The 26237-nt window shown below is 63.7% G+C and carries 19 protein-coding genes; 10 read left to right on the top strand and 9 right to left on the bottom strand.

The genetic code is table 11. The features are described 5' to 3' along the window. Positions 1 to 97 precede the first annotated feature (97 nt). On the top strand, positions 98 to 1906 hold the full coding sequence (gene edd, locus EC912_RS14970) for a phosphogluconate dehydratase (protein WP_132145469.1): 1809 nt from the start codon (positions 98 to 100) through the stop codon (positions 1904 to 1906). Positions 1907 to 1922: 16 nt separating this feature from the next. Further along, on the top strand, positions 1923 to 2570 hold the full coding sequence (gene eda, locus EC912_RS14965) for a bifunctional 4-hydroxy-2-oxoglutarate aldolase/2-dehydro-3-deoxy-phosphogluconate aldolase (RefSeq protein ID WP_132145467.1): 648 nt from the start codon (positions 1923 to 1925) through the stop codon (positions 2568 to 2570). Between the two features lie 7 nt (positions 2571 to 2577). Here the strand turns inward: eda and EC912_RS14960 are convergent, their stop codons facing one another. Continuing rightward, complete coding sequence (locus EC912_RS14960; protein WP_132145465.1) at positions 2578 to 2877, bottom strand: type II toxin-antitoxin system RelE/ParE family toxin; 300 nt, start codon at positions 2875 to 2877, stop codon at positions 2578 to 2580. Continuing rightward, positions 2874 to 3149 (bottom strand): YlcI/YnfO family protein, encoded by a 276-nt coding sequence (locus EC912_RS14955; protein WP_132145463.1) that lies wholly within the window; start codon positions 3147 to 3149, stop codon positions 2874 to 2876. The genes EC912_RS14960 and EC912_RS14955 overlap by 4 nt, the downstream gene beginning before the upstream one ends. Positions 3150 to 3270: 121 nt before the next feature. On the opposite strand from EC912_RS14955, the gene EC912_RS14950 reads away from it, so the two are divergent. Beyond that, positions 3271 to 4128 carry an EamA/RhaT family transporter gene (locus EC912_RS14950; protein WP_132145461.1) on the top strand — a complete coding sequence of 286 codons (858 nt, stop codon included), beginning with the start codon at positions 3271 to 3273 and terminating at the stop codon, positions 4126 to 4128. Positions 4129 to 4179: 51 nt separating this feature from the next. Here EC912_RS14950 and EC912_RS14945 read toward each other — a convergent pair whose 3' ends face one another. Both EC912_RS14945 and EC912_RS14940 read right to left on the bottom strand, forming a co-directional pair. After that, on the bottom strand, positions 4180 to 5214 hold the full coding sequence (locus EC912_RS14945) for a LacI family DNA-binding transcriptional regulator (protein ID WP_132145458.1): 1035 nt from the start codon (positions 5212 to 5214) through the stop codon (positions 4180 to 4182). Positions 5215 to 5304: 90 nt separating this feature from the next. Beyond that, a complete protein-coding gene (locus EC912_RS14940) occupies positions 5305 to 6597 on the bottom strand; it encodes a sugar MFS transporter (protein WP_132145456.1) in 1293 nt (430 codons plus the stop codon). A gap of 395 nt (positions 6598 to 6992) precedes the next feature. Between EC912_RS14940 and glk the strand changes: the two genes are divergently transcribed. The 4 genes from glk (at position 6993) to EC912_RS14920 (ending at position 13814) form a co-directional block, all read left to right on the top strand. Next, positions 6993 to 8021, top strand: coding sequence for a glucokinase (gene glk / locus EC912_RS14935; protein ID WP_279389038.1), 1029 nt, complete (start codon positions 6993 to 6995; stop codon positions 8019 to 8021). 121 nt (positions 8022 to 8142) lie between these two features. Next, positions 8143 to 10875 (top strand): TonB-dependent receptor, encoded by a 2733-nt coding sequence (locus tag EC912_RS14930; protein WP_132145452.1) that lies wholly within the window; start codon positions 8143 to 8145, stop codon positions 10873 to 10875. A gap of 153 nt (positions 10876 to 11028) precedes the next feature. Continuing rightward, entirely contained in the window at positions 11029 to 13320 is a 2292-nt protein-coding gene (locus EC912_RS14925) for a family 20 glycosylhydrolase (RefSeq protein ID WP_132145450.1), read from the top strand. 125 nt (positions 13321 to 13445) lie between these two features. After that, on the top strand, positions 13446 to 13814 hold the full coding sequence (locus EC912_RS14920) for a hypothetical protein (protein ID WP_132145448.1): 369 nt from the start codon (positions 13446 to 13448) through the stop codon (positions 13812 to 13814). 91 nt (positions 13815 to 13905) lie between these two features. On the opposite strand, the gene EC912_RS14915 is transcribed toward EC912_RS14920, so the two are convergent. Continuing rightward, positions 13906 to 18183 carry a DEAD/DEAH box helicase gene (locus tag EC912_RS14915; protein ID WP_207906867.1) on the bottom strand — a complete coding sequence of 1426 codons (4278 nt, stop codon included), beginning with the start codon at positions 18181 to 18183 and terminating at the stop codon, positions 13906 to 13908. Positions 18184 to 18353: 170 nt separating this feature from the next. On the opposite strand from EC912_RS14915, the gene EC912_RS14910 reads away from it, so the two are divergent. Both EC912_RS14910 and EC912_RS14905 read left to right on the top strand, forming a co-directional pair. Then, entirely contained in the window at positions 18354 to 20522 is a 2169-nt protein-coding gene (locus tag EC912_RS14910) for a glycoside hydrolase family 3 C-terminal domain-containing protein (RefSeq protein WP_428993106.1), read from the top strand. A gap of 75 nt (positions 20523 to 20597) precedes the next feature. Continuing rightward, positions 20598 to 21356, top strand: a complete 759-nt coding sequence (locus EC912_RS14905) for a transporter (RefSeq protein ID WP_165973626.1) — start codon at positions 20598 to 20600, stop codon at positions 21354 to 21356. A 16-nt stretch (positions 21357 to 21372) separates the two neighbouring features. Here EC912_RS14905 and EC912_RS19430 read toward each other — a convergent pair whose 3' ends face one another. Next, complete coding sequence (locus EC912_RS19430; RefSeq protein WP_165973625.1) at positions 21373 to 21537, bottom strand: hypothetical protein; 165 nt, start codon at positions 21535 to 21537, stop codon at positions 21373 to 21375. Positions 21538 to 21905: 368 nt separating this feature from the next. Here EC912_RS19430 and EC912_RS14900 point away from each other — a divergent pair, with 368 nt between their 5' ends. Further along, positions 21906 to 22562: a flavin reductase family protein gene (locus EC912_RS14900; RefSeq protein WP_132145444.1), complete on the top strand. Its 657-nt coding sequence runs from the start codon at positions 21906 to 21908 to the stop codon at positions 22560 to 22562. A 4-nt stretch (positions 22563 to 22566) separates the two neighbouring features. Here the strand turns inward: EC912_RS14900 and EC912_RS19425 are convergent, their stop codons facing one another. The 3 genes from EC912_RS19425 to mprF form a co-directional block, all read right to left on the bottom strand. Further along, positions 22567 to 22734 (bottom strand): hypothetical protein, encoded by a 168-nt coding sequence (locus tag EC912_RS19425; protein WP_165973624.1) that lies wholly within the window; start codon positions 22732 to 22734, stop codon positions 22567 to 22569. A gap of 118 nt (positions 22735 to 22852) precedes the next feature. Continuing rightward, on the bottom strand, positions 22853 to 23647 hold the full coding sequence (locus tag EC912_RS14895) for an AcvB/VirJ family lysyl-phosphatidylglycerol hydrolase (protein WP_132145442.1): 795 nt from the start codon (positions 23645 to 23647) through the stop codon (positions 22853 to 22855). Beyond that, positions 23644 to 26211, bottom strand: a complete 2568-nt coding sequence (gene mprF / locus EC912_RS14890) for a bifunctional lysylphosphatidylglycerol flippase/synthetase MprF (protein ID WP_132145440.1) — start codon at positions 26209 to 26211, stop codon at positions 23644 to 23646. Before mprF ends, EC912_RS14895 begins: the two co-directional genes overlap by 4 nt. Between the last annotated feature and the right edge of the window lie 26 nt (positions 26212 to 26237).

Below are 26237 nucleotides of genomic sequence, written 5' to 3'. Positions count from 1 at the left end.
TATGCGCGGGACGCAGGCATCGGCACGTTGCGATGCCTTTCGGTAGCTGCGCGCGGGGGTCGCGCGCATCGCACCGGTCAAAGCTCAGGAGTTCGCCATGACCATCCATCCCGTGATCGCCGAGGTCACCGAGCGCATCGTCGAGCGCAGTCGCACGTCGCGCGCCGCGTATCTTGCGAAGATCGACGCCGCGCGCAGCCACGGCACGAAGCGGCATCACCTGTCCTGCGGCAATCTCGCGCACGGCTTCGCCGCGTGCACGGACGACAAGGACGCGCTTCGTAACGGCCACGCGGCGAATATCGCGATCGTCACGTCGTACAACGACATGCTTTCCGCGCATCAGCCGTACGAGCGTTATCCGGAAGTCATCCGTAACGTCGCGCGTTCGCTCGGCGCCACGGCGCAGGTCGCGGGCGGTGTGCCGGCCATGTGCGACGGCGTGACGCAGGGTCGTCCGGGCATGGAGCTTTCGCTCTTCTCGCGCGACCTCATCGCGATGGCCACGGCCGTCTCGCTATCGCACGACATGTACGAAGCGGCGCTCTACCTCGGCATTTGCGACAAGATCGTGCCCGGCCTGCTGATCGGCGCACTGAGCTTCGGCCATCTCGCCAGCGCGTTCGTGCCTTCCGGCCCGATGCCGTCGGGTATCCCGAACGAAGAAAAATCCAAAGTCCGTCAGGCATATGCGGAAGGCAAAGCCACGCGCGCGGAACTGCTGGAAGCCGAAGCGCGCTCGTACCACAGCGCCGGCACCTGCACGTTCTACGGCACTGCCAATTCCAATCAGATGCTCATGGAAATCATGGGCCTGCACATGCCGGGCGCGAGCTTCGTACCGCCGGATACGCCGCTGCGCGACGCGATCACCGCCGCCACCGTCAAGCGCATGATCGACATCAGCTGCCTTGGCGAGCACTACATGCCGGTCGGACATATCGTGGACGAGCGTGCCGTGGTCAACGGTGTGATCGGTCTGCATGCCACGGGCGGTTCAACCAATCACCTGCTGCATCTGGTCGCGATCGCGCGGGCGGCGGGCGTCGAACTGCGCTGGGATGATTTCGATGCGCTTTCGGCGGTGGTGCCGCTGCTGGCGCGCGTGTATCCGAATGGCTATGCCGACGTGAATCATTTCCACGATGCCGGCGGCATGACCTTCCTGATCGACCAGCTGCTCGATGCGGGCCTGCTCCATGGGAACGTCAACACCGTCATGGGACCGGGAATGCACCATTACCGGAACGTGCCGGAACTGAAGGACGGCGAGCTCGTCTGGACGCCCGTTTCGAAGGAAAGCGGCAATCGCGGCGTGCTGCGTGCCGCCAGCGAGCCGTTCCGTCACGATGGCGGCTTGCGCATGCTTTCGGGCAACGTCGGGCGCGGCGTCATCAAGATTTCGTCCGTTCCCGAAGACCGCATGGTCATCGAAGCGCCGGCGATCGTCTTCGATGAGCAGGACGACGTGAAAGCGGCGTTCGACCGTGGCGAACTCGATCGCGACTTCGTCGCCGTCGTGCGTTTCCAGGGGCCGCGTGCGCGCGGCATGCCCGAACTGCACAAGCTCACGCCGACGCTCAGCATCTTGCAGGACCGTGGTCGGCGCGTGGCATTGCTGACCGACGGGCGCATGTCGGGTGCATCCGGTCGCGTGCCGGCTGCGATTCACGTCACGCCCGAAGCCGAGGCCGGCGGTCCCATCGGTCGCATCCGCACGGGCGATCTCGTGCGGCTGGATGCGCATGCGGGCACGGTCGAAGTGCTGGTGCCCGCCGACGAATGGGCGGCGCGCGAATGCGCGAGCGTCGATCTGTCCGTGCACCACACCGGCATGGGCCGCGAACTTTTCGCCATGTTCCGTCAGTCCGCCGTTACGGCCGACCTCGGTGCGGGCGTTTTCTGATGACTGGAGCGATCCGATGAGTACCGAAGCGAAACAAAAGCTGGTCGAAGCCACCCTGCGCCTGGCGCCGGTGGTTCCCGTCGTCATCATCGACGATGCGGCCAGTGCCGTGGGCATGGCGCGCGCGCTCGTCGCGGGCGGCATTCCCGCGATCGAAATCACGTTGCGTACCGCCGCCGCGCTCGACGCCGTGCGTGCGATCGCGGCGGAAGTGGAGGGTGCGGTAGTGGGCGTGGGTACGGTGCTTACCGCGCGCGATCTCGAGAATGCGTTCAAGGCAGGTGCGAAGTTCGCCGTGTCGCCGGGTAGCGCGCCGCGCTTGCTGGATGCGGCCGACGATTCCGAGCTGGCGTTGTTGCCGGGTGCCGCGACGTCCAGCGAGGCGATGAATCTGCTGGAACGCGGTTATCGCTTCCAGAAGTTTTTCCCGGCCGTCCCTGCCGGTGGCGCGAAGTTGATTGGCGCGTGGGCCAGTCCGTTGCCGCAGATCCGGTTCTGTCCAACGGGTGGAATCAGCCTCGCCAATGCGCGCGACTTTCTCGGGTTGTCCAACGTGGTTTGCGTTGGTGGGTCGTGGCTTACGCCTGCCGACATGCTGAAGTCTGGCGATTTTTCTGGCATCGAAGCACTGGCGCGCGAAGCTGCCGGCTTGGCCGTGCGCTGATTCAGGCTCAGTGAAAATCATCCTCGCGCTGATGCCTCACCGCGAGAATAGTGACGGTTCTGTCGTCTTCGATTTCAAAGAGGGCGACATAACCGGCAATGCCGAACGGCACGACCAGCTCTCTTACGAAAGGATTGTTCGGGTCGGCCTTGCGGCACGTGAATGGAAAGTCGGCGAGTACATCGGCGCTCTTGCGGATAGCATCGAGCGACCGGGCAGCCACTTCCCGATCGTGTTCGAGAAGGAGCCGGTAAAGCCGGACAAGATCTTCGCGGGCGGTTCGGGTATAGCGAACGTCAAAACTCAAGAGGCATCCTTGCCTGTCGTGGCTGCGAGCAGCATCGCTTCGAGATCGGCGTGCACTTCGGCCGCAGTGAAATACTTGCCGCTGGCACGAGCCTCATCGCGCGACGCCATGCCTCGCGCAATGAAATCGCGCTGTGTCTGGCGGCGGGCGATGCCTGCTCTCAAAGCGGTTTCAACGAAAGCCGACAGGCTTTCGTCAGGAAGAAGAACGCTTTCCGCGGCTTCCCTGAGTTCCGGCTCGACGCGCAGCGAAGGAATGGTCGCTGATTTCATGGAGCCCTCCTGCGTTGCAATTGCGATGCACGAAAGTATACACCGGGGCGTCGGCCAGACAAGCGGCCCTTCGTGCTCACTGCGGCTACTATGCCCGCGCGCTAGTCACTGGTAACTTCCCATGTTCTACATCGCTCTGGCCGTCGCCTTCAGCGTCACGGTTTCCGTTCTCCTGAAGCTCGCTCGCCGGGCCTCCGTCGATGTCGTGCAGGCTATCGCTACGAATTACATCGTCGCCGCCGCGCTCTCGTTTGTCCTGCTGGCGCCATCGCTTCCTGCATTACAGGCGCCGGGCGCACCGCTCGTACCGCTTACCCTGCTTGGCGTATTGCTCCCGGCGGTGTTCGTGATCCTCGCCTGGTCGGTGCAGCGTGCCGGCATCGTGCGTACCGACGTCGCGCAGCGGCTTTCGCTGTTCCTCCCCCTGATCGCCGCGTTCGTTGTTTTTGGAGACGTTTTGTCGGTGCATAAGGGCGCCGGTATCGCGCTGGGTGTCGTTGCGGTGGTCTGCGTTCTCTGGAAGCGGGGAACGCAGCGTGCGGATGACGGCATGGGAGGCTGGTTACTGCCTCTGGGTGTGTTCGTGGGTTTCGGTGTCATCGATATTCTGTTCAAGCGCGTCGCGCTGGCCGGTGCGCCGTTTGCCAGCGCATTGCTCGCGTCGTTCCTGCTTGCCGCCGTGCTTTGCTGGGTCGCGGTGGCGTACCGGGCGCTCGCGCGGATTGCCCCGTTGTCATGGCGAAGCATCGGTTTTGGCGTGGCGCTGGGCGTGGCGAATTTTGCCAACATCCTCTTCTACGTGCGCGGTCACCAGGCGGTGCCGGACCAACCTTCGCTGGTATTTTCGGCGATGAATATCGGCGTGGTGGTGTTGGGTACGCTGGTCGGTACGCTCGCGTTTCGCGAGCGGCTGAATCGCATCAATGTGGCGGGTATCGTTCTTGCGCTTGCGGCGATCGCCATCATTGCGACGGTGTAGTCGCGAAGCCCGCGCTCCCACAGGTACAGGGAGGACGATCATTCGCCCGCTTTACAGCCGACGCGGCGCCGTTGAACCGCGTACCACCAGCTCGGGGCTGAAGCCTTCGTTCGCGATGGGCTCGACGGTGCCGTCCACTTCGCGCTGAAGCTCCGCGATGAGCCGTTGCGCGGCATGGCGGCCGATTTCCTCGGTGGCCTGTCGCGCGGTGGTGAGCGCCGGCCACGACTGCTTGGAGAAAGGGCTGTCCTCGAAGCCGGCGATCGAAAGCTCCCACGGCACGTCGATGCCGCCGGATCGTGCCGCGGCGAGTACGCCTGCGGCGATTTCGTCGTTGCTGCCGAAGATGGCGGTCGGCGGTTCCTTCAGCGCAAGCAGTTTGCGTGCGCCGCGGAAACCGTCGTCAAAGGAATAATCGCCTTCGACCACGAGCTTCTTGTCGAGCGGAAGACCGTACTCGCGCAGCGCATCTTCGTAGCCCCGGTAGCGCTCGGGACTGGAGCGATGTTCCTTGCCGCCCCACAGGAAACCGATACGGTGATGACCGAGCTGGATCAGGTGTTCGGTGATCGCATAAGCGGCATCGCGATCGTCGACGAAGACGCAGGGATAGCCATCCTTCGGATCGTATCGCGCCGAGATGATCCGGACGAACGAAATTTTCTGTTCCGCCAGGATGCGGATCAGTTCCGGTTGTTCGGACATGGGCGGCGCCAGGACCAGTCCGGCGAGGCGCGACCGGCGGACCAGGTCGCACAACTGCTCGGCCAGGCGCGGTGCCGACGAGTCGCAGGGATGGATCTGCAGACCGAAGCCGCGTTCGCGGCAGACCGACAACACGCCGTTCTGCATCGCAATGACGTAGTGGGCGTTCGGATTGTCGTAGACGAGGCCAAGCGCGAACGTACGCGCGCTGCGCAGGCTGCGCGCGGCCTGATCGGGCTGGTAATCCAGCGCTTCGATGGCACGCTGCACCTTGTCGAGGGTGCGTGCGTGGACCGAGGGTTCGTGGTTGATGACGCGCGAAACGGTCTTCAGCGACACGCCCGCCCGTTCGGCAACATCCTTGATCGTGGGACTACGCAAACGATGGCCTCGACTCGGTTAGCTGCCCATCCTACCGGACGTCCATGACACAAGCGAAGGGCCGGTTTCAGGCCGGCCCTTCCATTGATATCAGCCCTGGGCGCGACGCTGCCCCACCTGGTGGCCAGCGTAGCCGTAATACAGGATGTAGAGGTAGCAGGGGATCATCAGGCAGAGGAAAACGGCCTGGAAATCGAAGTGCTGCTTCAGGTGCGCAAAGATCTGCGGAACGATCGCGCCACCGGCGATACCCATGATGAGGAACGCCGAGCCACGCTCGGTCAGCGAACCCAGGCCCTTGATCGCGAGCGGGAAGATCGCCGGCCACATCATGGCGTTGGCGAAGCCCAGCGCGGCGACGAAACCCACGGAGGCGTAACCGGTGGTCAGGTAGCTGCCGATCGAGAAGATCACGCCGAGTACCGCCGAGATGGCGAGATAGCGCTGCTGCGACACGAAACGCGGAATCAGCAGCAGGCCGGCGATGTAGCCGATCAGCATGGCGAACAGCGTATAGGACGTGAAGTGCTTGGTGTCTTCCGGCGTCATGCCGAAGCCCTGGCCGTAGGTGCCGATGGCATCGCCCGCCATCACTTCCACGCCGACATACAGGAACAGGCACAGCACGCCGAGCCACAGGTGCGGAAAGCTGAAGATACCGCCCTTCGCATGACCGATCTCGCGTTCGCTGTTGGCGCCCGACGGTTTGATTTCGGGCAGCGAGGAGCGCACCACCCAGATCGCCAGCAGCACCAGCAGGCCGGCCATGATCATGTACGGCATGTGCACTTTGGCGGCGAATGCATTCAACAGCGCGTCGCGTTCGGTCGGCGAAGCCGCCGCGGCGATCTGCTTGTCGAACGTACCGATGTTGCTCATGACCAGCGCGCCGAACACGAACGGTGCCAGCGCACCGGCGATCTTGTTGCAGATGCCCATGAAGGCGATGCGCTGCGCGGCGCTGTCGATCGGGCCGAGGATCGAGATATACGGATTGGACGCGGTCTGCAGCAGGGAAAGACCGGCGCCGATCACGAACAGGCCGGTCAATGCGCCGGGGTAGACGCGCATGGTGACGAACTGTCCGAACAGCACGGCACCGATGGCCATGATGAAGAGACCGAGACCCATGCCCTTCTTCATACCCGTGCGCTTGAGTACCGCCGAGGCGGGCAGGGCAAGGAAGAAATACGACAGATAGAAGGCCATCGGTACGAGGAACGCGTTGACGTCGTCCAGGTCGAAAGCCAGTTTGACGAAGGTGATGAGCGGGCCATTCAGCCAGGTCACGAACCCGAAGATAAAGAACAGCACGCCGATGATAATCATCGGTAGCAGGCTCGAATGCCGAGTTTCCTCGACGGTGACCGGTGTGGCGGACATAGGTGACTCCCCGTCTTTTGCTTCTCTGTCGGTACCCGCGCGATGCGGATACGCCCCGAATGTCCCTTTATTGACTCGTAAGCGTAACGTTGTCAATTCGCGTCATTGCGGGTCAATGGCGGTTTGCGTCGAGTTCGCACTTTCGATGTGGCGACGCATCATGCTTTTGATTGACCGGGGAATTTCAATTTAAATCGCGACAAACGCCGTGGTTTTGTCCGCGCGGGACATTCAGTGCCGGAGCCGGCCAGCATGCCATGTTGCGGTGCGTTACGGATCGCGGCTTGTCTAGGAAATTTGTCCTGTTGACAACGTTGTCATGCCTTCCCAGACTCCGTTCAAGTTGGGGCGTCACAAACATTTCATGTGGCGGCAATGGGATTAAGGGGAAAGGTGTGGGCGAGTCGGCTAAACAGCAGGATGTGTTGCATGCAATGTCGGCTTCCGGCGCGTTTCTCGCGGCCGATGTCGGCGGAACGCATGCGCGCATCGGTCTGGTTCGCCGCGGCAGTGACGCCGCACCGATCACCGTGCTTCGTTACGAGCGTTATGCCTGCGCCGAATGGCCCAGCCTGACCGCCGTACTTCAGGACTTCGTCAGCCGCCTGGATATAGCCGTCCACATCGAGCATTGCGCCGTCGCCAGCGCCGGATATGTCCTTGGCGATGCGATCGTCAACGAGAATCTGCCCTGGCCCGTGTCGATCGGCGACATCCGCCGCACGCTCGGTCTTACCGGTCTGGCGGTCGTCAACGATTTCGAAGCGGTGGCCTACGCCACGCAATTTCTTGCAACGGCCGATACGACACCGGTCATTGAAACCGGCGCCGAGCCGGCGGTTGGCCCCGTCCTGGTCATGGGTCCGGGCACCGGTCTGGGTTCCGCCGTACTCCTTCCCGGCAAGCCGCACGCGACCGTGCTGCCGACCGAGGCGGGTCAGATTTCGCTTGCACCGGGCAACGAGCGCGAGGTCGAAATCCTGCGCCTGCTCGCGAAGAACCGCGATTACGTTTCCTACGAGACCGCGCTTTCGGGCCCGGGTCTCGTCAATCTCTACCAGGCCATCAGTACGTTGCGCGGTACGTCCGCGCCGATGGTCGAACCCGCCGACGTTACCCGTGCCGCGCTCGCGCGCAGCGACGAGGCCGCGGTCGAGGCACTGGATGTTTTCTGCGGTCTGCTCGGCAGTTTCGTCGGCGACCTCGCACTTCTTTATGGCGCGCGCGGTGGCGTGTACCTGGCCGGCGGCATCCTGCCCCAGGTACGCGACGTGTTGCTCGCCAGCACCTTTTCGACAAGGTTTTTCAACAAGGGCGTCATGCGCGCCTTTCTCCAGCAAGTACCCGTACGACTCATGGACCACGGCCAGCTTGGCGTGATCGGCGCTGCCGGTCTCTACATGCATGGCCCGAATGCTCAGTGAAGAGCGGGAAGGAAGGACGCGTAGACCTTTGCAACAAAAGCCGGGCATCCGCCCAGATCGCAACACAGCGCGCGTGGTAGCGAAACCACTCGTTGCTGACATCCTCTGAGGGGAGGACATCATGTCGCATCGTAGAACTCTGCTGGCGGCGAGCATTATCGCCGGACTCTGTTGTTTCACCGGAAACGTGCTCGCTCAGGATGCGGCACCGGCTCCGGCAAAGCCGCAGACCACTCAGGAAAAGGCCGACGCCGCTAAGGCCGCTCAGCTCGAAGGCATTACCGTTACCGGTATCCGCGCAAGTCTCGAGAAGTCTCTCGATACGAAGCGCAATGCCGACGCCGTCGTCGAGGCCGTCACGGCCGAAGACATCGGCAAGTTCCCGAATACCAACGTCGCCGAAGCGATGACCCAGGTTCCTGGCGTCACGATCGATCGCGCGTTCGGCCAGGGCGACCGTGTCAGCATCGACGGCACCGATCCCAGCCTGAACCTGACGTTCCTCAATGGCCAGCCGATTTCGCAGACGCCGTGGCAGTACGGCGCGCAGCCGAATCGTGGCTTCGACTTCACCATGCTCGCGCCGGAAATCGTCGGCCGCATGGAAATCTACAAGTCGCCCGAAGCCCGTTTGCCGGAAGGCAGCCTGGGCGGCACGATCCTGCTGCACACGCTGCAGCCGCTCGACCTGCCGGCCAATACGATCCGTGGCTCGTTCGGTCTGTCGTACAACGATCAGGCTTCGGCCGGTTCGCGTCCGAATGGCTCGGTGCTGTATAGCTGGAAGAACGCCGACAACACCTTCGGCATCATCGGTTCCGCGCAGCATTTCGAAGAGAAGATCGATCGCCAGGGCTTCGAAATCTTCAGCTACAGCCCGGTTTCGAAGTGGGCTTCCAGCCCGGCCGTCGCCGCTGGCATCGCCAATGGCACGCTGAACCCGAACGACAAGGTGCCCGACGAGGTCAACTCGGCATGGTTCCAGCAGAAGCGTAAGCGCGACAGCGCCACGCTGGGCATCCAGCTGCGTCCGACCAGCAACTGGGACATCGACTTCAACAGCCTGTTCGTTCGCGAGAACTTCGACAACTGGAACCAGTCGCTGTATCCGTTCACCGGCGCGACGCCGGGTAACGTCACCAGCTTCACCCCGGGTCCCAATGGCGTCATCACGGGCGGTCACGTCTGCGGCAACGACTCGGCCAATTGCCCGGATATCGCGCAGAACACCTTCGACAGCAATATCCGCAAATCGGTTGTCCGCACGTCGGCGTTCGATCTGAAGACGACTTATCGCGGCGAAGGCTGGAGCCTCGGCGGTGCCGCCGGTTACAGCAAGGCTGTGAACAACAGCATCTCGCAGGCCGTGATGGAGCCCGTCTACGCGGGCGGTTACACCTGGGATATCAACCGCGGTTTCGCGTTCGACAATCCGTCGGCGGCCCGCAATCCGGCCAACTGGCACATGGGTGACGTCCCCGGCCTCGGCGGCTGGCCCGGCAACTATGGCAACTACTCCGCCAAGGCCCGCGACACGTATGCACAGCTCGACTTCACCAAGGACTTCGACACCTTCGTGAACCAGGTGCTCGTTGGCTACCGCTTCAACCGCCACGAAGAAGGCATGCAGGCGCATGTCTATGGCGGCAACGCGCCGACGAACATGGCAGCCCTCGGGTTCGGCGGTTACACCGATACGCTGGGTGCCTTCGACTCGCTGCCGGGTTCGGCCAGCCACGTCATGCCGGATAAGGACGCCCAGTACGCCTGGGTCCGCGCTACCAACGGCGGTAACGAAGACGCGGGTACGTACCTCAACGGCACGTATAAGCTGGTCGAGAAGACCAACGCCGCGTATGCGCAGGCCAACTTCGCCGGCGGCGGGTTCCACGGCAACGTGGGTATTCGTTATGTGCATACCGTCACCGACGGTAGCGGCTTCAACTACAGCGGCGCCCCGGTGCTGCCGGCTCCGGCAGGCTCGTGGCAGACCAGCTCGACCACGCAGAAGAACTGGCTGCCGTCGTTGAACGTGGCGTACGACCTGACCGAGGACGTGATCCTGCGTTTCGCAGCGGCCAAGGTCATTGCCCGTCCGCCGTACAACATGCAGGTCAACAACCTGTTCCTCAACGACTCGGTACTCACGGGCAGCGGTGGCAATCCCAACCTCAACCCGTACAAGTCGAAGAACTTCTCGCTCGCAGGCGAGTGGTACTTCGCTCCGCAGTCGTACCTGGCGTTGACCGGCTTCTACAAGAAGATCGACAACTACACCTTCGTCGATTCGGCTCCCGAGCGTCAGTTCAACTCCGGCATCTTCAACGACAAGGAGACGTTCGCGCGTCAGGTTGCGCAGGGTCTGTGCACGCCCGATGGCTTCTGCACGTACAGCATCAGCCGTCCGCGCGACACGGGGTCGGGCAAGGTGCGTGGCGGTAGCCTGAGCTATCAGCAGTCGTTCTGGGATACCGGCTTCGGTGTCACCGCGAGCTACACCTATGCCAAGGGCACGCTGGATTCGGGTGGTGCGCTTCCGTACAACTCGAAGAACTCGTACTCGATCAGCCCGTACTACGAAATGGGCCCGTTCAGCGCCCGCATCTCGTACAACTGGCGTAGTGCGTACCTCTCCGGCGGTTACATCTCCGGTGCGCCGCCGGCCACCACCGATGCGTACGCCGATCTTGGCGCCACGCTCGGCTACAAGCTCAACGATGCCATCTCGTTCACGCTCTCGGGCATGAACCTGACCAACGAAACGTACTTCCAGTACCTGCAGACGAAGGACCTCCCGGTCGCCAAGTACACGACCGGCCGTCGTTACATGGCAGCGGTGCACTTCGCCCTGTAATCGTTATACGTTTCATTGGATTGGCGGCCATGGACGGCCGCGACCTCAAAGTTTCACCATTCCCCTCGGGCCCGAACTTCTCTCTGTCGGGCCCGCTTTTTTTATCCATGGCGCCTTTCGTGACACCATGCGGCGCCAAGCCGGAGTGTACGCATGCGCCACAGATCGTCCGTCCGATTCGCCTTGCTCGCCCTGACCGCGGTCCTCGGAGCGTGCGCGAGCCAACCGAAGCCGGCGTCGCTGCGACCCGTCGCTTCCGAACAGACTCCTCTGTCGCTGCTTCCGCAGCCGGCCCATCTCGATCGCCTGGTGGGTCAATTTCCGCTTGGCGCCAACACGCACATTCTCATTCCCGCGGGACGTCCCGACGTCCGGCACGTCGCCGAACAGCTTGCGCGCCTGATCAAGAGCGCGCGCGGTTTCGATCTCGCGATCGTCGAAGGCGGCCCGGACACCGGCGCCATTTCGCTGATCGCCGACCCGTCGGTCAAGGGCGAAGAGGCGTACACGCTCGATGTCGACGGCGCTCACGTGCGCATCGCCGCCAGCGATATGCACGGCATGTACTACGGTGCCGTCACGCTATGGCAGCTGGCCACCGATCCCTCGGCGCGCGATGGCGTTCCCGCGGTTCGTATCGTCGATGCACCGCGCTTCGCATGGCGCGGCCTGATGCTCGATTCGGGACGGCACTTCCAGTCGGTCGACGACATCAAGCACCTGCTCGACCAGATGGCATTGCACAAGCTCAACACCTTTCACTGGCACCTGACCGACGACCAGGGCTGGAGGCTGGAGATCAAACGCTACCCGAAGCTGACGTCGGTAGGTGGCTGTCGTGCGGCGGTCGGTCCCGACGCCCAGCTCACGGGCGGCAGCGACAAACCTTATTGCGGGTTCTATACGCAGGCACAGGCGCGCGACATCGTCGTTTATGCCGCCGATCGCCATATCGTCGTGGTTCCCGAGATCGAGATGCCGGGGCACGCGCAGGCCGCTATTGCCGCCTATCCCGAACTCGGCGTAACCGGCAAGAAGCCCAATGTGTCGACGGATTGGGGTGTCAATACCTGGCTCTACAGCCCCGACGAAAAGACCATCGCCTTCCTGCAGAACGTGATGGACGAAGTGATGGATGTCTTCCCGTCCACCTATATCCACGTGGGTGGCGACGAAGCGGCCAAGGATCAGTGGGAACACTCCAAAGCGGTGCAGGCACAGATGCGCAAGCTCGGCATCGACGACTATGAAAAGCTGCAAGGCTGGTTCATCGCGCGCATCGGTACCTATCTGGACCAGCACCATCGGCGCCTGATCGGCTGGGACGAGATCCTCGACGGCGACGTGCCCGCTTCGGCGACCGTCATGTCGTGGCGCGGCGTAAAAGGTGCCATCAAGGCAGCCAATCAGGGGCATGACGTCGTACTGGCGCCCTCGCCCACGCTTTATACGGACTATCTCCAGAGCGACCTCCCGAGCGAACAGCCGGGTCGGCCGCAGATCCAGACGTTGCGTTCGGTATACGACTTCGAGCCCGTCCCCGCCGACATCGCGGCGGACAAGGCAAGTCACGTACTCGGGGCCCAGGTCACGGTCTTCTCGGAATACCTGCCGACATGGCAGCGGACCCAGCACGCGATTTTCCCGCGCGTTGCCGCTCTCGCCGAGCTCACGTGGTCGCCGAAGGGCGACTGGAACAGTTTTATCGCGCGACTGCCTGCGCAGTTCGACCGCTATCGCGAGGCCGGCATCATGCCTGCGGACAGCGCTTATGCCGTGCGCGTCGATGTCGCTCCCACAGTGCCGGGCAAGGCTCGCGTCACGCTGGCCAACCAGAGCGGTTACGGCACGATCCGCTACACGACCGACGGCAGCGCACCCATGCCTCAGTCGACGGGCTATGAAGGTCCGTTCGAGGTCGCCATTCCCGTGACCGTGCGCGCGAACGCGTTCGCCAATGGCTTCGGGCTGGCCGGTCCGCGTGAACGCGCGATCGATGCGGCATCGCTGGCGCGTCGTACCAGCGACGAACTCGATACGTGCGGAAATAAGCTCACCCTGCGCCTGGGCCCCGTGTCGCCGGATAGCCCGCATGCGATCTACAAGGTCGACATCATGAATACGTGCTGGCAGTGGAAGGGTGCGGTACTCGACGGGAAGACCGCCGTCGACGTCACGATCGACCGTCTTCCGTACAACTACCAGCTATGGAAGGACGCGGCAGGTGTCGTCGGCCGCAAGATGTCGACCCGCAACGGCGAGTTCGAAATCCGCAAGGACAGCTGCGATGGCGAACGCCTCGCGACGCTGCCGCTTCCGCGCGACAGCCGCGCCACGCTGCATGCGAAGCTGCCAGCCGTTTCCGGTACGCACGACCTGTGCCTGTTCTTCACGGGGAAACCCGAGAAGACGTTCCGCGTGCTGGGAGACATCCAGCTCCGCTGAGTGCTTGTTGCAGGAGCGCGCTCAAGCGCGCTCCTGCACAAAATCGTAATCGGGGCCGGTAGTCGGGCCCGATTTAGGTAAATTTTCGCTAGCGCCAGTTCCGGAGGAAGCTCACGCTTCCTCCCATGAGCATCGAAACCGAATGCGATGCGATCCGTCTTGCGGCGAAGCTGCTGCACAAGGCGGCTTCGCATATCGGGGTATTGAAGGCGATCGACTGGTGTCCGGACGTCGCCGAACGCTTCTTCGCATCCGGCGCCCACGAGCTGCCTCGTCCGGCATACACCCCCTCCGATCCGGGGTCGTCTCAGGTGGCGCTCGCCGAACTGCGCTCTGTGAAGATCGGTCATCCGGTGATCGCCGCCTGGGTCGAACGCCAGGCGGAAGCCATCGGCAATGCGGCCATGATGATGGCCAACGCGTTGGCAAGTTCCAAGATGATCCGCCTGAAGCGCGATGCACGTTCGATCCGCGCACCCTGTTCGCTTTGCTGACCTACAGCACGTTCATGGAGCGGATGAACGTCGAAGCGTTGCTGGGAGGTGTGCGGACGCTGTTGGCCGCGACACGATCGGTTGTCGCGACTCAGGTGATCGAAGCTGCCCGCACAGTCCGCCGCTGCAACGCCATCCTCGCATCCCGCTCGTCATCGCCTTCCAGCGGCGTAATCGCAACGATCTTGCCGCCGACCAGCGCCGCCAGCGGTACGCCGTCGCGGATGGCGATCCGCGTACCGACGATCGAAGGCACCTTCGTGCCGGCGAGTATCGTGCCGACCAGGTTCAGGGGATCGTTGCCCGCGATGCATGCGATTTCGCCGTCGTGCGGGCGATGTCTGATTTGCCGTAACTGTGCGAGCGCTTCGGGCAGTGCGAACTGCTCGCCGACGAGCCCTTCGACGAAACGTCCGCCGCGAATTTCGCCGCGTGCTTCCAGCCGGTGATAAACGCGGCGAAGCTCGCGCCAGCTCGGCAACCATGCCGCTTCGCGTTCCAGTATCCGCCAGCTGACGACGCCGTAACGGCGCAGGAGCGTGCGCGCGACATGCTCAAGCGTATCCGCATCGTCGCGCTTGTCCGTTCCGCGTCGCGCGAGTGACCAGCGTCCCGCATCCTCGATGCCGTTCAGCATGTGCCGGCGCACGCGACGATGCCGGTTGTCGTTTCGTTTTGCGGAAGGAAGCAGCAAGGCGCGCAGGCCGGCGAAGCTGTCGGCCGTGGCGCGGCCGGCGGCGACGAGTTCGCTGAGCGCATCCTCGAGTTCCGTACGCAACAGATGGGTCGTCGTGGCGATTTCGTCGAAGAACAACGCGCCCTCGTCGCGCAATGCGTCGGCGACAGCCTGTGCACGCGAGGACAGCGCCACGGCTTCTCCGGTCTCGGGTGCGAGCGAGGACCAGAGGGCGAGCTGGCGACGCGGCAGCAGGACGATCGGCGTGCCCCGTACGGGACCGGCTGTTCCGGTGCCCTGGCGTATCCGGCTCCATATGACACGACCCGCGCGGCACAGATCGTCTAGCCAGCCGATGCTGTAGTCGTTGACGCGGGCAGGCAGCAGTTCCGATTCCCACGACGCTGCCGCCGCCTCGAAGCCTTCGAGCTGGCCGATGATGCCGGCCAGCGCATCCGGTCCGCTGACCTGCGTGCCGCGCGCGACATGTTGCCAGTCCATCAGAAAACGCATGAAATCGCGCGGCGCGACGGGTTCGATCTCGCGACGCAGCCGTCCGATGGTGTAGCGGTGAATACGCGCCAGCAGGTGGCGTTCGCACCATTCGGTTTCCGTCGCACCCGGCGAGAACATGCCGCGCATGACATAGCCTTCGGTTTCCAGCGAGGTCAGGGCCAGGTCGATCTCGGTAACCGGCACGCCCAGTGTCGTGGCGAGCACGCCGACGGGCACGGGCCCCAGGGCCGCCAGTCGCCCGCGCACGAGATCGACAAGCGCGGACTCGCGCGTCCACACCTGTGCGGCGAACTCGGCGGGCGCCGCGACCGCCGGTTGCATGGCTGCTTCCGGATGCAGTGCGCGCCACGTGGGAAGTTTTTCTGTCGCGATCCAGATCGCATGCGATCCATCGGTCAGTCGCGTGGCCCGCGCGTCGGTCGCCAGCGTGCGAAGGAACCGGGCCCAGCTATCGTTAGCCTCCGCATCGGTGATGCCGCCCAGCAGCATCAGCGCTTCATGCATTTCATCCGCGTTGCGCGCTTCCGGCCACGCCTCCTCGCGAACCGAATCGATAGCGCCCGGGTCCAGACGACCCAGGTCGTCCGCGCTTTCGGCGTCGTTCCAGCGCCGGGATTGCACGGCCTGCGTACGGCGTTCTTCCAGCGGAGCATCGTCCAGAAAGGCATACGGCGCCGCGTTCAGGATTTCCGCCGCCAGCGGCGAAGGCGTGGCGAGATCGCGCGCGATCATCTGTATGGCGCCCGATTCGAGTCCGCGCAGCACCGTCAGAAGTCCCTCGCTGTCCATGGCTTCGTGCAGGCAGTCATGCAATGTTTGCGCGACCAGCGGGTGATCGGGTATCTCGCGTTCGCCGACGAGATTTTCCGCGCAGGCCACCTGATCGGGAAATACGGTGGCGAGCAAGTCCTCGCTCTTCATGCGTTGCAGTGGCGGCGGCACTTTACGTCCGCTGACGAAACGCGGCAGCGCAAGCGCCGTCGTGGCGTTCCAGCGCCAGCGTGCGCCGAACAGCGGCGCATCGAGCAACGCCTGGATCAACACGTGTTCCGCCGAAGCGGAATGCAGGTAGCGTGCGACTTCGTCCAGCGGGAAGCTGTGACTGGTGGAAAGCGATAGCACGATGGCATCTTCGGTCGCCGCGGCCTGCAGTTCGAAATTGAACTTGCGACAGAATCGTTTGCGCAGCGCCAGTCCCCAAGCGCGATTCACGCGGCTGCCGAACGGGGTATGGATGATGAGCTGGGTGCCGCCGGACTCGTCGAAGAAACGCTCCATGATCAGCGTGTCCTGCGTCGGCAGCGCACCGAGCGCGGCTTTCGCGCGAGCGAGGTAGTCGACCAGTTGTTCCGCCGCCGCCGTGGACAGCCCCACGTCTTCCATCAACCAGTTCAGCGCCGCGCCCTTCCCGCCTTCGTCCAGACGTTGGGAGATCGTGGCGCGAAGCCGTGCGACGCCGATGGACAGCTCGGCGCTCCGACCGGGCGCTTCGCCCAGCCAGAACGGAATATTCGGAGGCATGCCATGCGCATCCTCCACGCGCAGGCGATCGCGTTCGACGCGCAGGATGCGGTAACTCGTATTGCCCAGTTGGAACACATCGCCCGCGAGACTTTCGACGGCGAAGTCCTCGTTGACCGTACCGACGATATGCGACTGCGGCTCCAGCACGACCGAATAGTCGCCGGTATCGGGGATGGTGCCACCCGAGGTGACCGCGGTAAGCCGTGCACCGCGTCGCGCACGCAGGCGACGATTGACCGCATCGCGATGCACATAGGCGCCGCGCGGACCCACGCGTGTGGTGAAGCCGTCGGCCAGCATGCGCAGCACATCGTCGAAGGTCGTGCGCGACAGGTCGGCATACGGCCATGCGCGGCGCACCGTATCGAACAGTGCGTCTTCGTCCCATTCCTGGCACGCGACTTCCGCGACGATCTGCTGCGCCAGCACGTCGAGGGGTTGGCGCGGGATGATCAGCGCGTCGAGTTCGCCGCGACGCACGCAGTCCAGCAGCGCCGTGCATTCGACCAGATCGTCGCGGGAGCTGGGAAACAGGCGTGCTTTCGGTGTGCCGCCCACCGCGTGTCCCGCGCGCCCCGCGCGCTGCAGGAAGGCGGCGATGGAGCGTGGCGATGCAAGCTGGCAGACCAGATCCACGTCGCCGATGTCGATGCCGAGTTCGAGCGATGCCGTCGCGACCAGTACGCGAAGGTCGCCACGTTTGAGCCGCTGTTCGGCATCGAGTCGCTGTTCGCGCGAAAGACTGCCGTGATGCGCCGCGACCGCTTCCTTGCCAAGCCGCTCGGAAAGGTGGCGCGCCGCGCGTTCGGCCATACGTCGCGTGTTCACGAAAATCAGCGTCGTGCTGTGTTGTTCGACCAGTTGGGCGAGCCGGTTGTAGACCAGCTCCCACATGTCGTTCGACATCACCGCTTCCAGCGGTACGGGCGGTACTTCAATCGCCAGATCGCGTTCGCGCGCGTGACCTATGTCGATGATGGCGCAGTCATTGCCTCCACCCAGGAACGCGGCGACTTTCTCGATGGGTTTCTGCGTGGCCGACAGGCCGATACGCGTGAGCCGGCGGCCGCATAACGATTCCAGCCGCTCGAGCGACAGCGCCAGATGGCTGCCGCGCTTGCTCGACGCCACCGCGTGGATTTCATCGACGATGACGGTGCGTACGTCGCCCAGCATCGCGCGGCCGGACTCGGAACCCAGCAGCACGTATAGCGACTCGGGTGTCGTGACGAGGATATGCGGTGGCCGGCGACGCATCTTTTCGCGCTCGCCCGAAGGCGTGTCCCCTGTGCGCACGGCGGTGCGGATTTCGATATCGGGCAGGCCACGCTTGACCAGTTCCGCGCGGATGCCTTCGAGCGGGGTTTCCAGGTTGATGCGGATGTCGTTCGACAACGCCTTCAGCGGCGAGACGTAAAGCACCGTGGTGCGATCCGGCAGCACGCCATCGCGCACGCCTTCGCATACCAGCGTGTCGATGGCGGCCAGGAAGGCCGTGAGCGTCTTGCCCGAGCCCGTCGGTGCCGCCACCAGGGCATGGCGGCCAGAGCGGATGACCGGCCACGCCGCGACCTGCGCTGGTGTGGGCGCGGGAAACGCGCTCTCGAACCAGGCGGTGACGGCGGGATGGAAATCCTTCAGTGGCATCGACAAATGTGAACTCATTGAGTTACTTAAGTGGGGCCGCGAGTCCGTGCGCTCAAGCTGGAGAGTACGCTTGTACGGTCTCGCGGGTTGCGATGAAAACGTTACTGGCCCACCCTGCCCGATCCCTCCGCGCATGAAAGAGACCGTTCATGACTGTATCCGCGCGCCGCTCGTTGCTGGCCATCTCCATCGCTTCCCTGCTGTTGCCTGTGCTGGCTTCGGCCGCCACGCCGTCCCGGCCGTGGATGAATACGTCTCTGACCCCCGACCAACGCGCCGATCTGGTGCTGGGGCAGATGACCCAGGAAGAAAAATTCCGGATCATCCGCGCCGATTTCGGCCAGGAGCACGACGGTATCGCCGCGCCCGTGGGTGCATTGGGTTCGGCGGGTTACACGCCGGGCATCGAACGCCTGGGCATTCCCGCCATTCAGGAAACCGATGCGGGCCTTGGCGTGACACGTCCGGGTGCGGACAAGACCGGCGCGATCGGACTTCCGGCCGGCACGGCCACCGCAGCGAGCTTCGATACCGCTATCGCTTATGCCGGTGGCGCGATGATCGGCGGCGAGGCCCGTTCCAAGGGCTTCAACGTCTTGCTGGCGGGCGGCGTGAACCTCGTGCGCGATCCGCGCAACGGCCGCAACTTCGAATACGCGGGCGAAGACCCGTTGCTGGCCGGCACCATGGCCGGATACACCGTGCGCGGCGTGCAGGACCAGAAGGTCGTGTCCACGGTGAAGCACTACGTGCTCAACGACCTGGAAAGCGGCCGCAATACATTGAGCGCCGATATCGATCCCGTCGCGCTGCGCGAATCGGACCTGCTCGCCTTCCAGATCGCCGTGCACACGGGCGATCCCGGTTCGGTCATGTGTTCGTACAACCGCGTCAACGGCAAGTACACCTGCGAGGACGAGTGGTTGCTCAACGGCGTGCTCAAGGGCGAGTGGGGTTTCAAGGGTTATGTCATGTCCGACTGGGGCTCGGTGCATAGCGCCGCCCCGTCCGCGCTGGCGGGCCTCGATCAGGAATCCGCCGGCGAGGTATTCGACAAGCAGGTGTTCTTCGATGCCCCGCTGCGCGAGGCCGTGAAGAAGGGCGAGGTGCCGCAATCGCGTCTGGACAACATGGCGCATCGCATCCTGCGCACGATGTTTGCCAAGGGTGTGATCGACGATCCCGTCGTGCCGCGCAAGGCCCGTTATGCGGAGGATCGCCTCGTCGCGCAGAAGGCCGCCGAAGCGGGCGCCGTGCTGCTGAAAAACGAGAAAGCCTTGCTGCCGATTGCCCGTAGCGTGCGCTCCGTCGCCGTGATTGGCGGTCATGCGGACAAGGGCGTGCTCTCGGGCGGCGGTTCGTCCGCGGTGCTGGATGTCGAGGGCAGTCCGGTCGAAGGACTTATGCCGCAGGGCTGGCCCGGACCGATGCGGTTTCATCCCTCGGCGCCGCTGACGACGATCAAGGCGCTGGCGAAGGGCAAGGTCAGCTACGACTCCGGCACCGATATCGCGGCAGCGGCGAAAGCGGCCGCCGGCGCCGACGTGGCGGTGGTTTTCGTCACGCAGTGGGCGGCCGAGTCGTTCGATCATGCCGACATGGCACTCGACGGCAATCAGGACGCTCTCATCGCGGCGGTCGCGAAGGCCAACCCTCGTACGGTCGTCGTCCTCGAAACCAATGGCGCCGTGCGCATGCCGTGGCTCAACGACGTAGGTGCCGTGATGGAGGCCTGGTATCCGGGTTCCGGTGGCGGTGCGGCGATCGGCCGGTTGCTGTTCGGCGAAGTCACGCCTTCGGGACATCTCCCGATGAGCTGGCCGAAGGACGAGTCCCAGCTGCCACGGGCGAAGGTTCAGGGCGCGGGTCTGGGTTCCAAGGCGGCACCTGCCGATCGCGTGGACTACACCATCGAAGGCGCCGACGTGGGCTATCGCTGGTTCGAAAAGACGAAGCGCGAGCCGCTGTTCCCGTTCGGTTTTGGCCTGAGTTACACGACGTTCGCCTACTCGGACTTCGAGACCTCGGTCGATGCGTCCGGCAAGCCGGTAGCGCGCTTCACGCTGCGCAATACGGGTAAAACGACCGGCGCCGATGTGCCGCAGCTCTATGTCACGGCACCGGGTGCCACGGCGCGGCTGGCGGGTTGGCGCAAGGTCTGGCTGAAGCCCGGTGAGAGCCAGCGCGTCGAGATCGCCGCCGATCCGCTCGCACTGGCTCGTTTCGATACGAAGGGAAATCGCTGGCGTGTGGCAGCGGGTGCGTACTCGGTACGCGTCGGTTCGTCGGCGACGAAGAGCGAGGGACAGGCCACGGTAACGATTCCGGAGTCCGTCCTTCCCTGAGCCATGACGGTACCGTGACGTGGGATGATCACAATGGGCCATCCGTAGCCTACCCACGCACCAGGGATGAATCGCATGCGTACCGGCTTCTTTTTCGGACTTTTCGCTCTCGCTCTGACCACCACTGCCCGCGCCGATCCGCCGGATTTCGACCAGCCCGGCGCGGGCTTCGCCACCAGCGTGCTGCCCTTCGGCACGCTGGCGCTCGAACAGGGACTTCCTACCTATACGCGTCAGAGCGGAGGCGGCCTGCTGGATCGTCAGTACTCGGCCAATAGTCTGATCCGGATCGGTCTGGGCGGACCGGCCGAGCTGCAGATCGGCGGCTCCGCCTGGAATCGACTGGAAGAACGTGGTCAGGGCGTGCGCCGCTATTCGGTGGGTCACGGCGACAGCAGTCTTGGGTTGAAACTCGCTCCCACCTTGTCCGGGGATTTTTCCTGGTCCGCCCTCGGGGTGGTCACGTTCGCGAATGGCGATCAGGATTTCAGCAACGGCGCACGTCAGTACACGCTCGGCGCTACCGCGCAATGGGCCATCAACGAACGCTATGTGACCACCCTGTATGCCAACGTGGACCGTCTTCGCGGCCGGAATACATGGACGCTGGCGCCTACGTTCGGTGTGAATATTGCCCAGAACTGGATGGTCTACGGCGAGTTCGATGCTATTCACAGCGCGCAGGACGGCAACGAATTCCAGGCGGGCGGTGGCGCAGCGCTGAGCGTGACCGATCACGTGCAGCTCGACGCGTACGCGTTGCATCGCATTGGAGCGCATGGCCCGTCGGTTATTGCGGGGCTGGGTATATCGATTTTCTTCGATCGGCGCTGAGGCGTGTAGCGCGCTCCTACTGCCGGTTCGCGCGGCGCATCTTGCGTAGCAGCCATCCGGTAAGCAGCAACCCGACCAGCAGGCCGATGCCTCCGCCCCAGACGGATCCGGAACGGCCATCGACGAGATAGCCGATACCGAAACCCAACAGTAGAAAAAGCGGAAGGGGTAAGCAGCCCATGTGTCGAGGATACGACAGAAAAAAACATGGTCCTCACGCTCACGCGTAGGACCATGCCTGCCATCCATGGATCGGACGGGACAGGGAACCCGTCATGCGCGGCCCGACATGAGTCGACGCGGCGCCATTGCCGATGAAGGGGGGATCGATCTTTCCGCATGCGGAGCCGATGGCGTCCTGCCACCGAGATCGGTCATCGACAATTTAGTAGCCCTTGCAGTCTCGCTTCGGGCACACCTGCATCTTGCGTAGGTGGAACCCCTATCGGAATAGGAAGATTCTTAATTTTCTGACGGATATTGCCGTACATACGCGTACGGTGAGATCGCCTCAATCGCGCAGATATGCGCTGCTGCTATCGTTGAGACATGTCGGATACCTATTTCTACGAAACCGCGCGGGGACACGGTCTCCCTCACGATCCGTTCAAGGCGATCGTCGCGCCACGGCCCATCGGCTGGATTTCCACGTGCGATGGGCAGGGACGCGGGAACCTCGCGCCCTACAGTTTTTTCAATGCATTTTCCGACGCGCCGCCGATCGTCGCGTTCGCGAGCTCCGGCTACAAGGACAGCATCCGCAACATCGAGGCAACCGGCGAATTCGTCGCGAATCTCGCCGTGCGCGCGTTGGCGGAGAAAATGAGTCGCAGTTCGGCATCGTTTCCTCATGGCGAGGACGAGATGGTGGCGGTGGGTCTTACGCCGGCACCGTGCCGTCTGGTGCGCCCGGCGCGCGTTTCGGAATCGCCGGCCGCGCTTGAATGCCGGCTTCTGAAAATACTCAGGCTGGACGATCTGGCTGGCACGCCGACCGACACCTATGTAGCGTTCGGGCAAGTGGTTGCGGTGCATATCGATCCGGCGTTTCTGCGCGACGGACTTTTCGACACGGGCTCGGCGCGCCCTGTACTGCGTGCCGGTTACCTGGCCGATTACGTTGGCGTTGAGCCGGATACGATCTTTCGTATGCGTCGGCCGCGGAATGTCGACGAGGCGCTTGCTGGCGATAAAACCAAAACCTGACCCGTCAAGGAGAGGGGTGGCTGGTCTTGTGCTTGACGGATTTCGCACTGCGCTGCATCGACGGCGGCGCGGGCCGGGTCATCGCGGGCATGGGCATACCCTTGCTCGCAAGGCTGCGCAGCATCGCCGGATCGGACGAGCCGTAGTCCCTTTTTTGCTGTGATCGCTGCATGTTCATCTCCGGCCAGCCCTCCTCGCTATCGAGATTGGGCCGTCAGAGAGGAAATTTCGGTGGCGTGCCGGTGAAGATTTCGTGACATCCCAAGCCGTCTCGCGACGGCTTCGCCGCGTTAAGGCGGCGTGGACGTCGTTCCGGCGGACGGAGGCATGCGTTCGATCAGTTCGGTCGCAAGTTTTTCGTAGTCGTAGTCGAAATGGTGGTCGCCCGGTTTGCGGTACACCGTGACGAACGCCGGCAAACCCGGATCGGTACAGCCGCTGTCGTCGGCATCGTCGACGCCGTAGTAGCAGGCAATCGGCGGTTTGCCGTTCAGGGCACGGATCGGAGGCATCGCGTCGTAGTGATGCACGGGATTCAGCCATTGCAGGAAGTTCTGCGTGGTCGTCGTCCACAGATTCTTGTGCATATAGCCTTCGAGTTCGATCTCGAAGTTGACATCGCGACTGGCCGACAGCAAGACGAGCTGTTCGATCTTGGCGCGGTTGTCCGGGCGGATATAGGCAAGGATCGACGGCAATACGTCCGCGCCGAACGAATAGCCGACCAGCAGGACGCGACGCTTGCCCCAGCGGACGGTATACGTGTCCAGCAGCGTGTCGAGATCGTGCGCGGCCTCCTGCGGCAGGCGTTCGCGCCAGAAGTACCGCATCGCGCTCACGCCGACCACGGGTATGCCCCGATTGGCGAAAACGTCGCCCAGCCGTTGATCCAGATCGGCCCAGCCGCCGTCGCCCGAATAAATGATGGCCAGCAGATCTTCCTGTCCGGCGGGCGGCGTGGCGTGGGCGCCCAGTTCGACCGTCGCCTTCTCGATCGGTATGCGGACCCATGGATGCCAGATAAGCACCAGGGCGGCGATCGCGATGCCCAGCGTCAGCAGGGTATAACGCAGGATCTTTTTCATCGGCGCACCACGCCGCTGAGGCCGCCCGAGATCAGACTGGCTACATTGGCCAGGGCCAGGGGCAGCGCGATACCGCCCGGCACCGCGATATATCGCGGTTCCCATTCGGGATCGAACTTGTCCTTGTACCGGTGCAGGCCGCGGAAATTGTAGAAGCGCTCGCCGCGCCCGAAGATCATGGCGCCGAACCGGCTCCACAGCGGCGCCGAGCGGCGATTCTGCAGTCCGGAGAGAGGCGCCATGCCAAGGTTGAACCAGCGATAGCCTTCGGCGCGTGCCCAGACCATCAGTTCGATAAAGAGGAAATCCATGATGCCGGAGGGGCCGTCGGGCAGGTGGCGCATCAGGTCGACCGAGGCCTCTTCTTTCGTATCGTTGGTGAAGACGTTGGCGAACGCGACGATCTCCTCGCCCAGCCAAACGACCGCCATCGGCGTGCGCGAGAGATAACGTTCGTCGAACAGGCCGAGCGAAAAGCGCTTTTCGCGGACGCGCTTGTCGCGCATCCATGTGTCGGAAATGACCTTCAGGCGCGGTAGCAGCGCCGGAACCTGTTCGATCGGGACGATCTCCATGCGAAGACCATCGCGGGCGAGCTTGTTGACGGTGCCACGCAGCGTCTTCTTCGACTTGCCGTCGAGGTTGAACGTTTCGAGCCGTACGCGTGCTTCTTCGCCGATTTTCAACAAATTCATGCCAACTTCTAGATAAATGTCGAGATCTTCAGGGCGCACTTGATAGAACAGAGGCCATCCACCGGCCCGCTCGCACTGTTCGCGGAAATGCCATACCAGTTCGCGCCGGGCTTCTTCGTCGTTGCCGACGGGGTCGCCCATGGCGACCCAGCTGCGTCCTTCGATGTCGTACATGATGAAGGCACGATCGTCGGGCGCGAACAGCAGGGTCTTGTCCCCCACCAGCGCCAGATGGGCCTGGGCGGAGGGGAAGGTTTTGATCAGCGGAAGGGCGCGGGCGAATTCGGCTTCGCCGGGCGGAATGCGGCGCGGGCGCGCGGGACGGATAAGGTTGGCCAGCGCGAACAGCATGACGACGGCCGCCGCGCCCACCAGCGCACGCAATGCGCGTGGAGCACCGCCGTGGTGGAAGCTGAATTCCCACCAGAGGTTGTTGCTGTACTCGACATGCTTGAAGCTGAACATCACAAGCCAGGTCGCGCAGCCCAGAACGGAAACGATCGCGAGCATCCAGCCCAGCGAGAAGGTGGCGCGGAACAGAGACGCCCGGCGATAGAAGTGTTTGTGCGCCGGCGCCAGACCCAGTGCCAGCAAGGACAGTAGCGTCGCTTCCTCGTAGTCGATGCCCTTCAGCAGCGAGAGAACAGCGCCGATCACCAGCAACACCAGCGTGAGGACGTAGGCCGCATCCAGACGGCGTTGCAGGCCGCGCGCCAGGATCAGCAGCAACATGCCGACCATACTGCTCAGGAAGTGCGAGACCTCCACCAGAGGCAACGGCACGAATCCACGGAGAATCTCCATGCGGCCGGGAATAGCCAGCGTGGCGCCGGAAAACAGCAGTACCGCGCCGCATACCAGCGTCAGGCCGGCGAAAAAGGGCGGCAGCAGGCTCGTGAACCAGGGTGTCAGCAGGGCGGCGTGGCGCAGACCGCGCGCTTCGCGCCACAGCACCAGCACCGTCGCGGCGCACAGCGGCAACAGGTAGTAGACGGCCCGGTAGGCCGCCAGCGACCCCAGGATCGGCGCTTCCAGACCCTGATTGCCCGTGGCGCCGAAGCCGGCCAGCATCACGGCTTCGAATACGCCGAGTCCACCCGGCACATGACTGATCACGCCGGCCATCTGCGCGAGCACGAAGATCGCAAGGAAATGGCCGAAACCGCCCGCGATTTCCTCGGGCATCAGGACATAGAGCACGCCGGCGGCCAGTCCCCAGTCCAGGGCGCCGATCAGGATCTGGCGCGCGGCCACCTTCGCGGGCGGCAGGCTGAAGCGCCAGCGGAAGATGCGAAGCGGCCGGCGAGCCATGACGGCGCTCACGAACCACGCCAGCGGTACCAGGGTAAGCAGGATGGCCAGCGGAATACGCAGTTCCGAAAGCGGCACGTCGGCCGAAATCGGCACCAGGAGCAGGGTCACGCCGGTAATCGCGGCCAGTCCCAGCCAGAAGCTGAGCGTGGTGTAGAGGACGACCCGGGCTACTTCCACCGTCGACAGACCCGCCTGTATATAGAAGCGGTAGCGGATCGAGCCGGAAACGAGCAACGACATGCCCAGCGCATTGCTGAAGGCGTAGCTGATAAACGAGATCAGACCCACCCGGCGCATGGGCAGGCGTTTACCGATGCTGTCGAGGCCGTACCAGTCGTACAGGGTCATGACCCCGTAGCTGAGGGCGGTCAGCAGAACGGCGATCCCGATCTGGCTATTCGGCAGTCCGTGGAAATACCGGGCGATCTGGCGATAGGTCACCTCGCTCGCCATCGCGTGCAGCGCCCAGAGCGCCAGGCACAGCAATACGACGGACAGCAGCGGGCCGCCCGCCCGGCGCAGCAGGGTTACATAGACTGCTGGACGGACCAGCACTGTGTCGGTCGTTGGGACTTCCGCTC

This window comes from Luteibacter rhizovicinus (assembly GCF_004342265.1).
Lineage (GTDB): Bacteria > Pseudomonadota > Gammaproteobacteria > Xanthomonadales > Rhodanobacteraceae > Luteibacter > Luteibacter rhizovicinus_B.
Note: the sequence above shows the minus strand (reverse complement) of the source record. Positions and strands in the feature narration are given on the sequence as shown.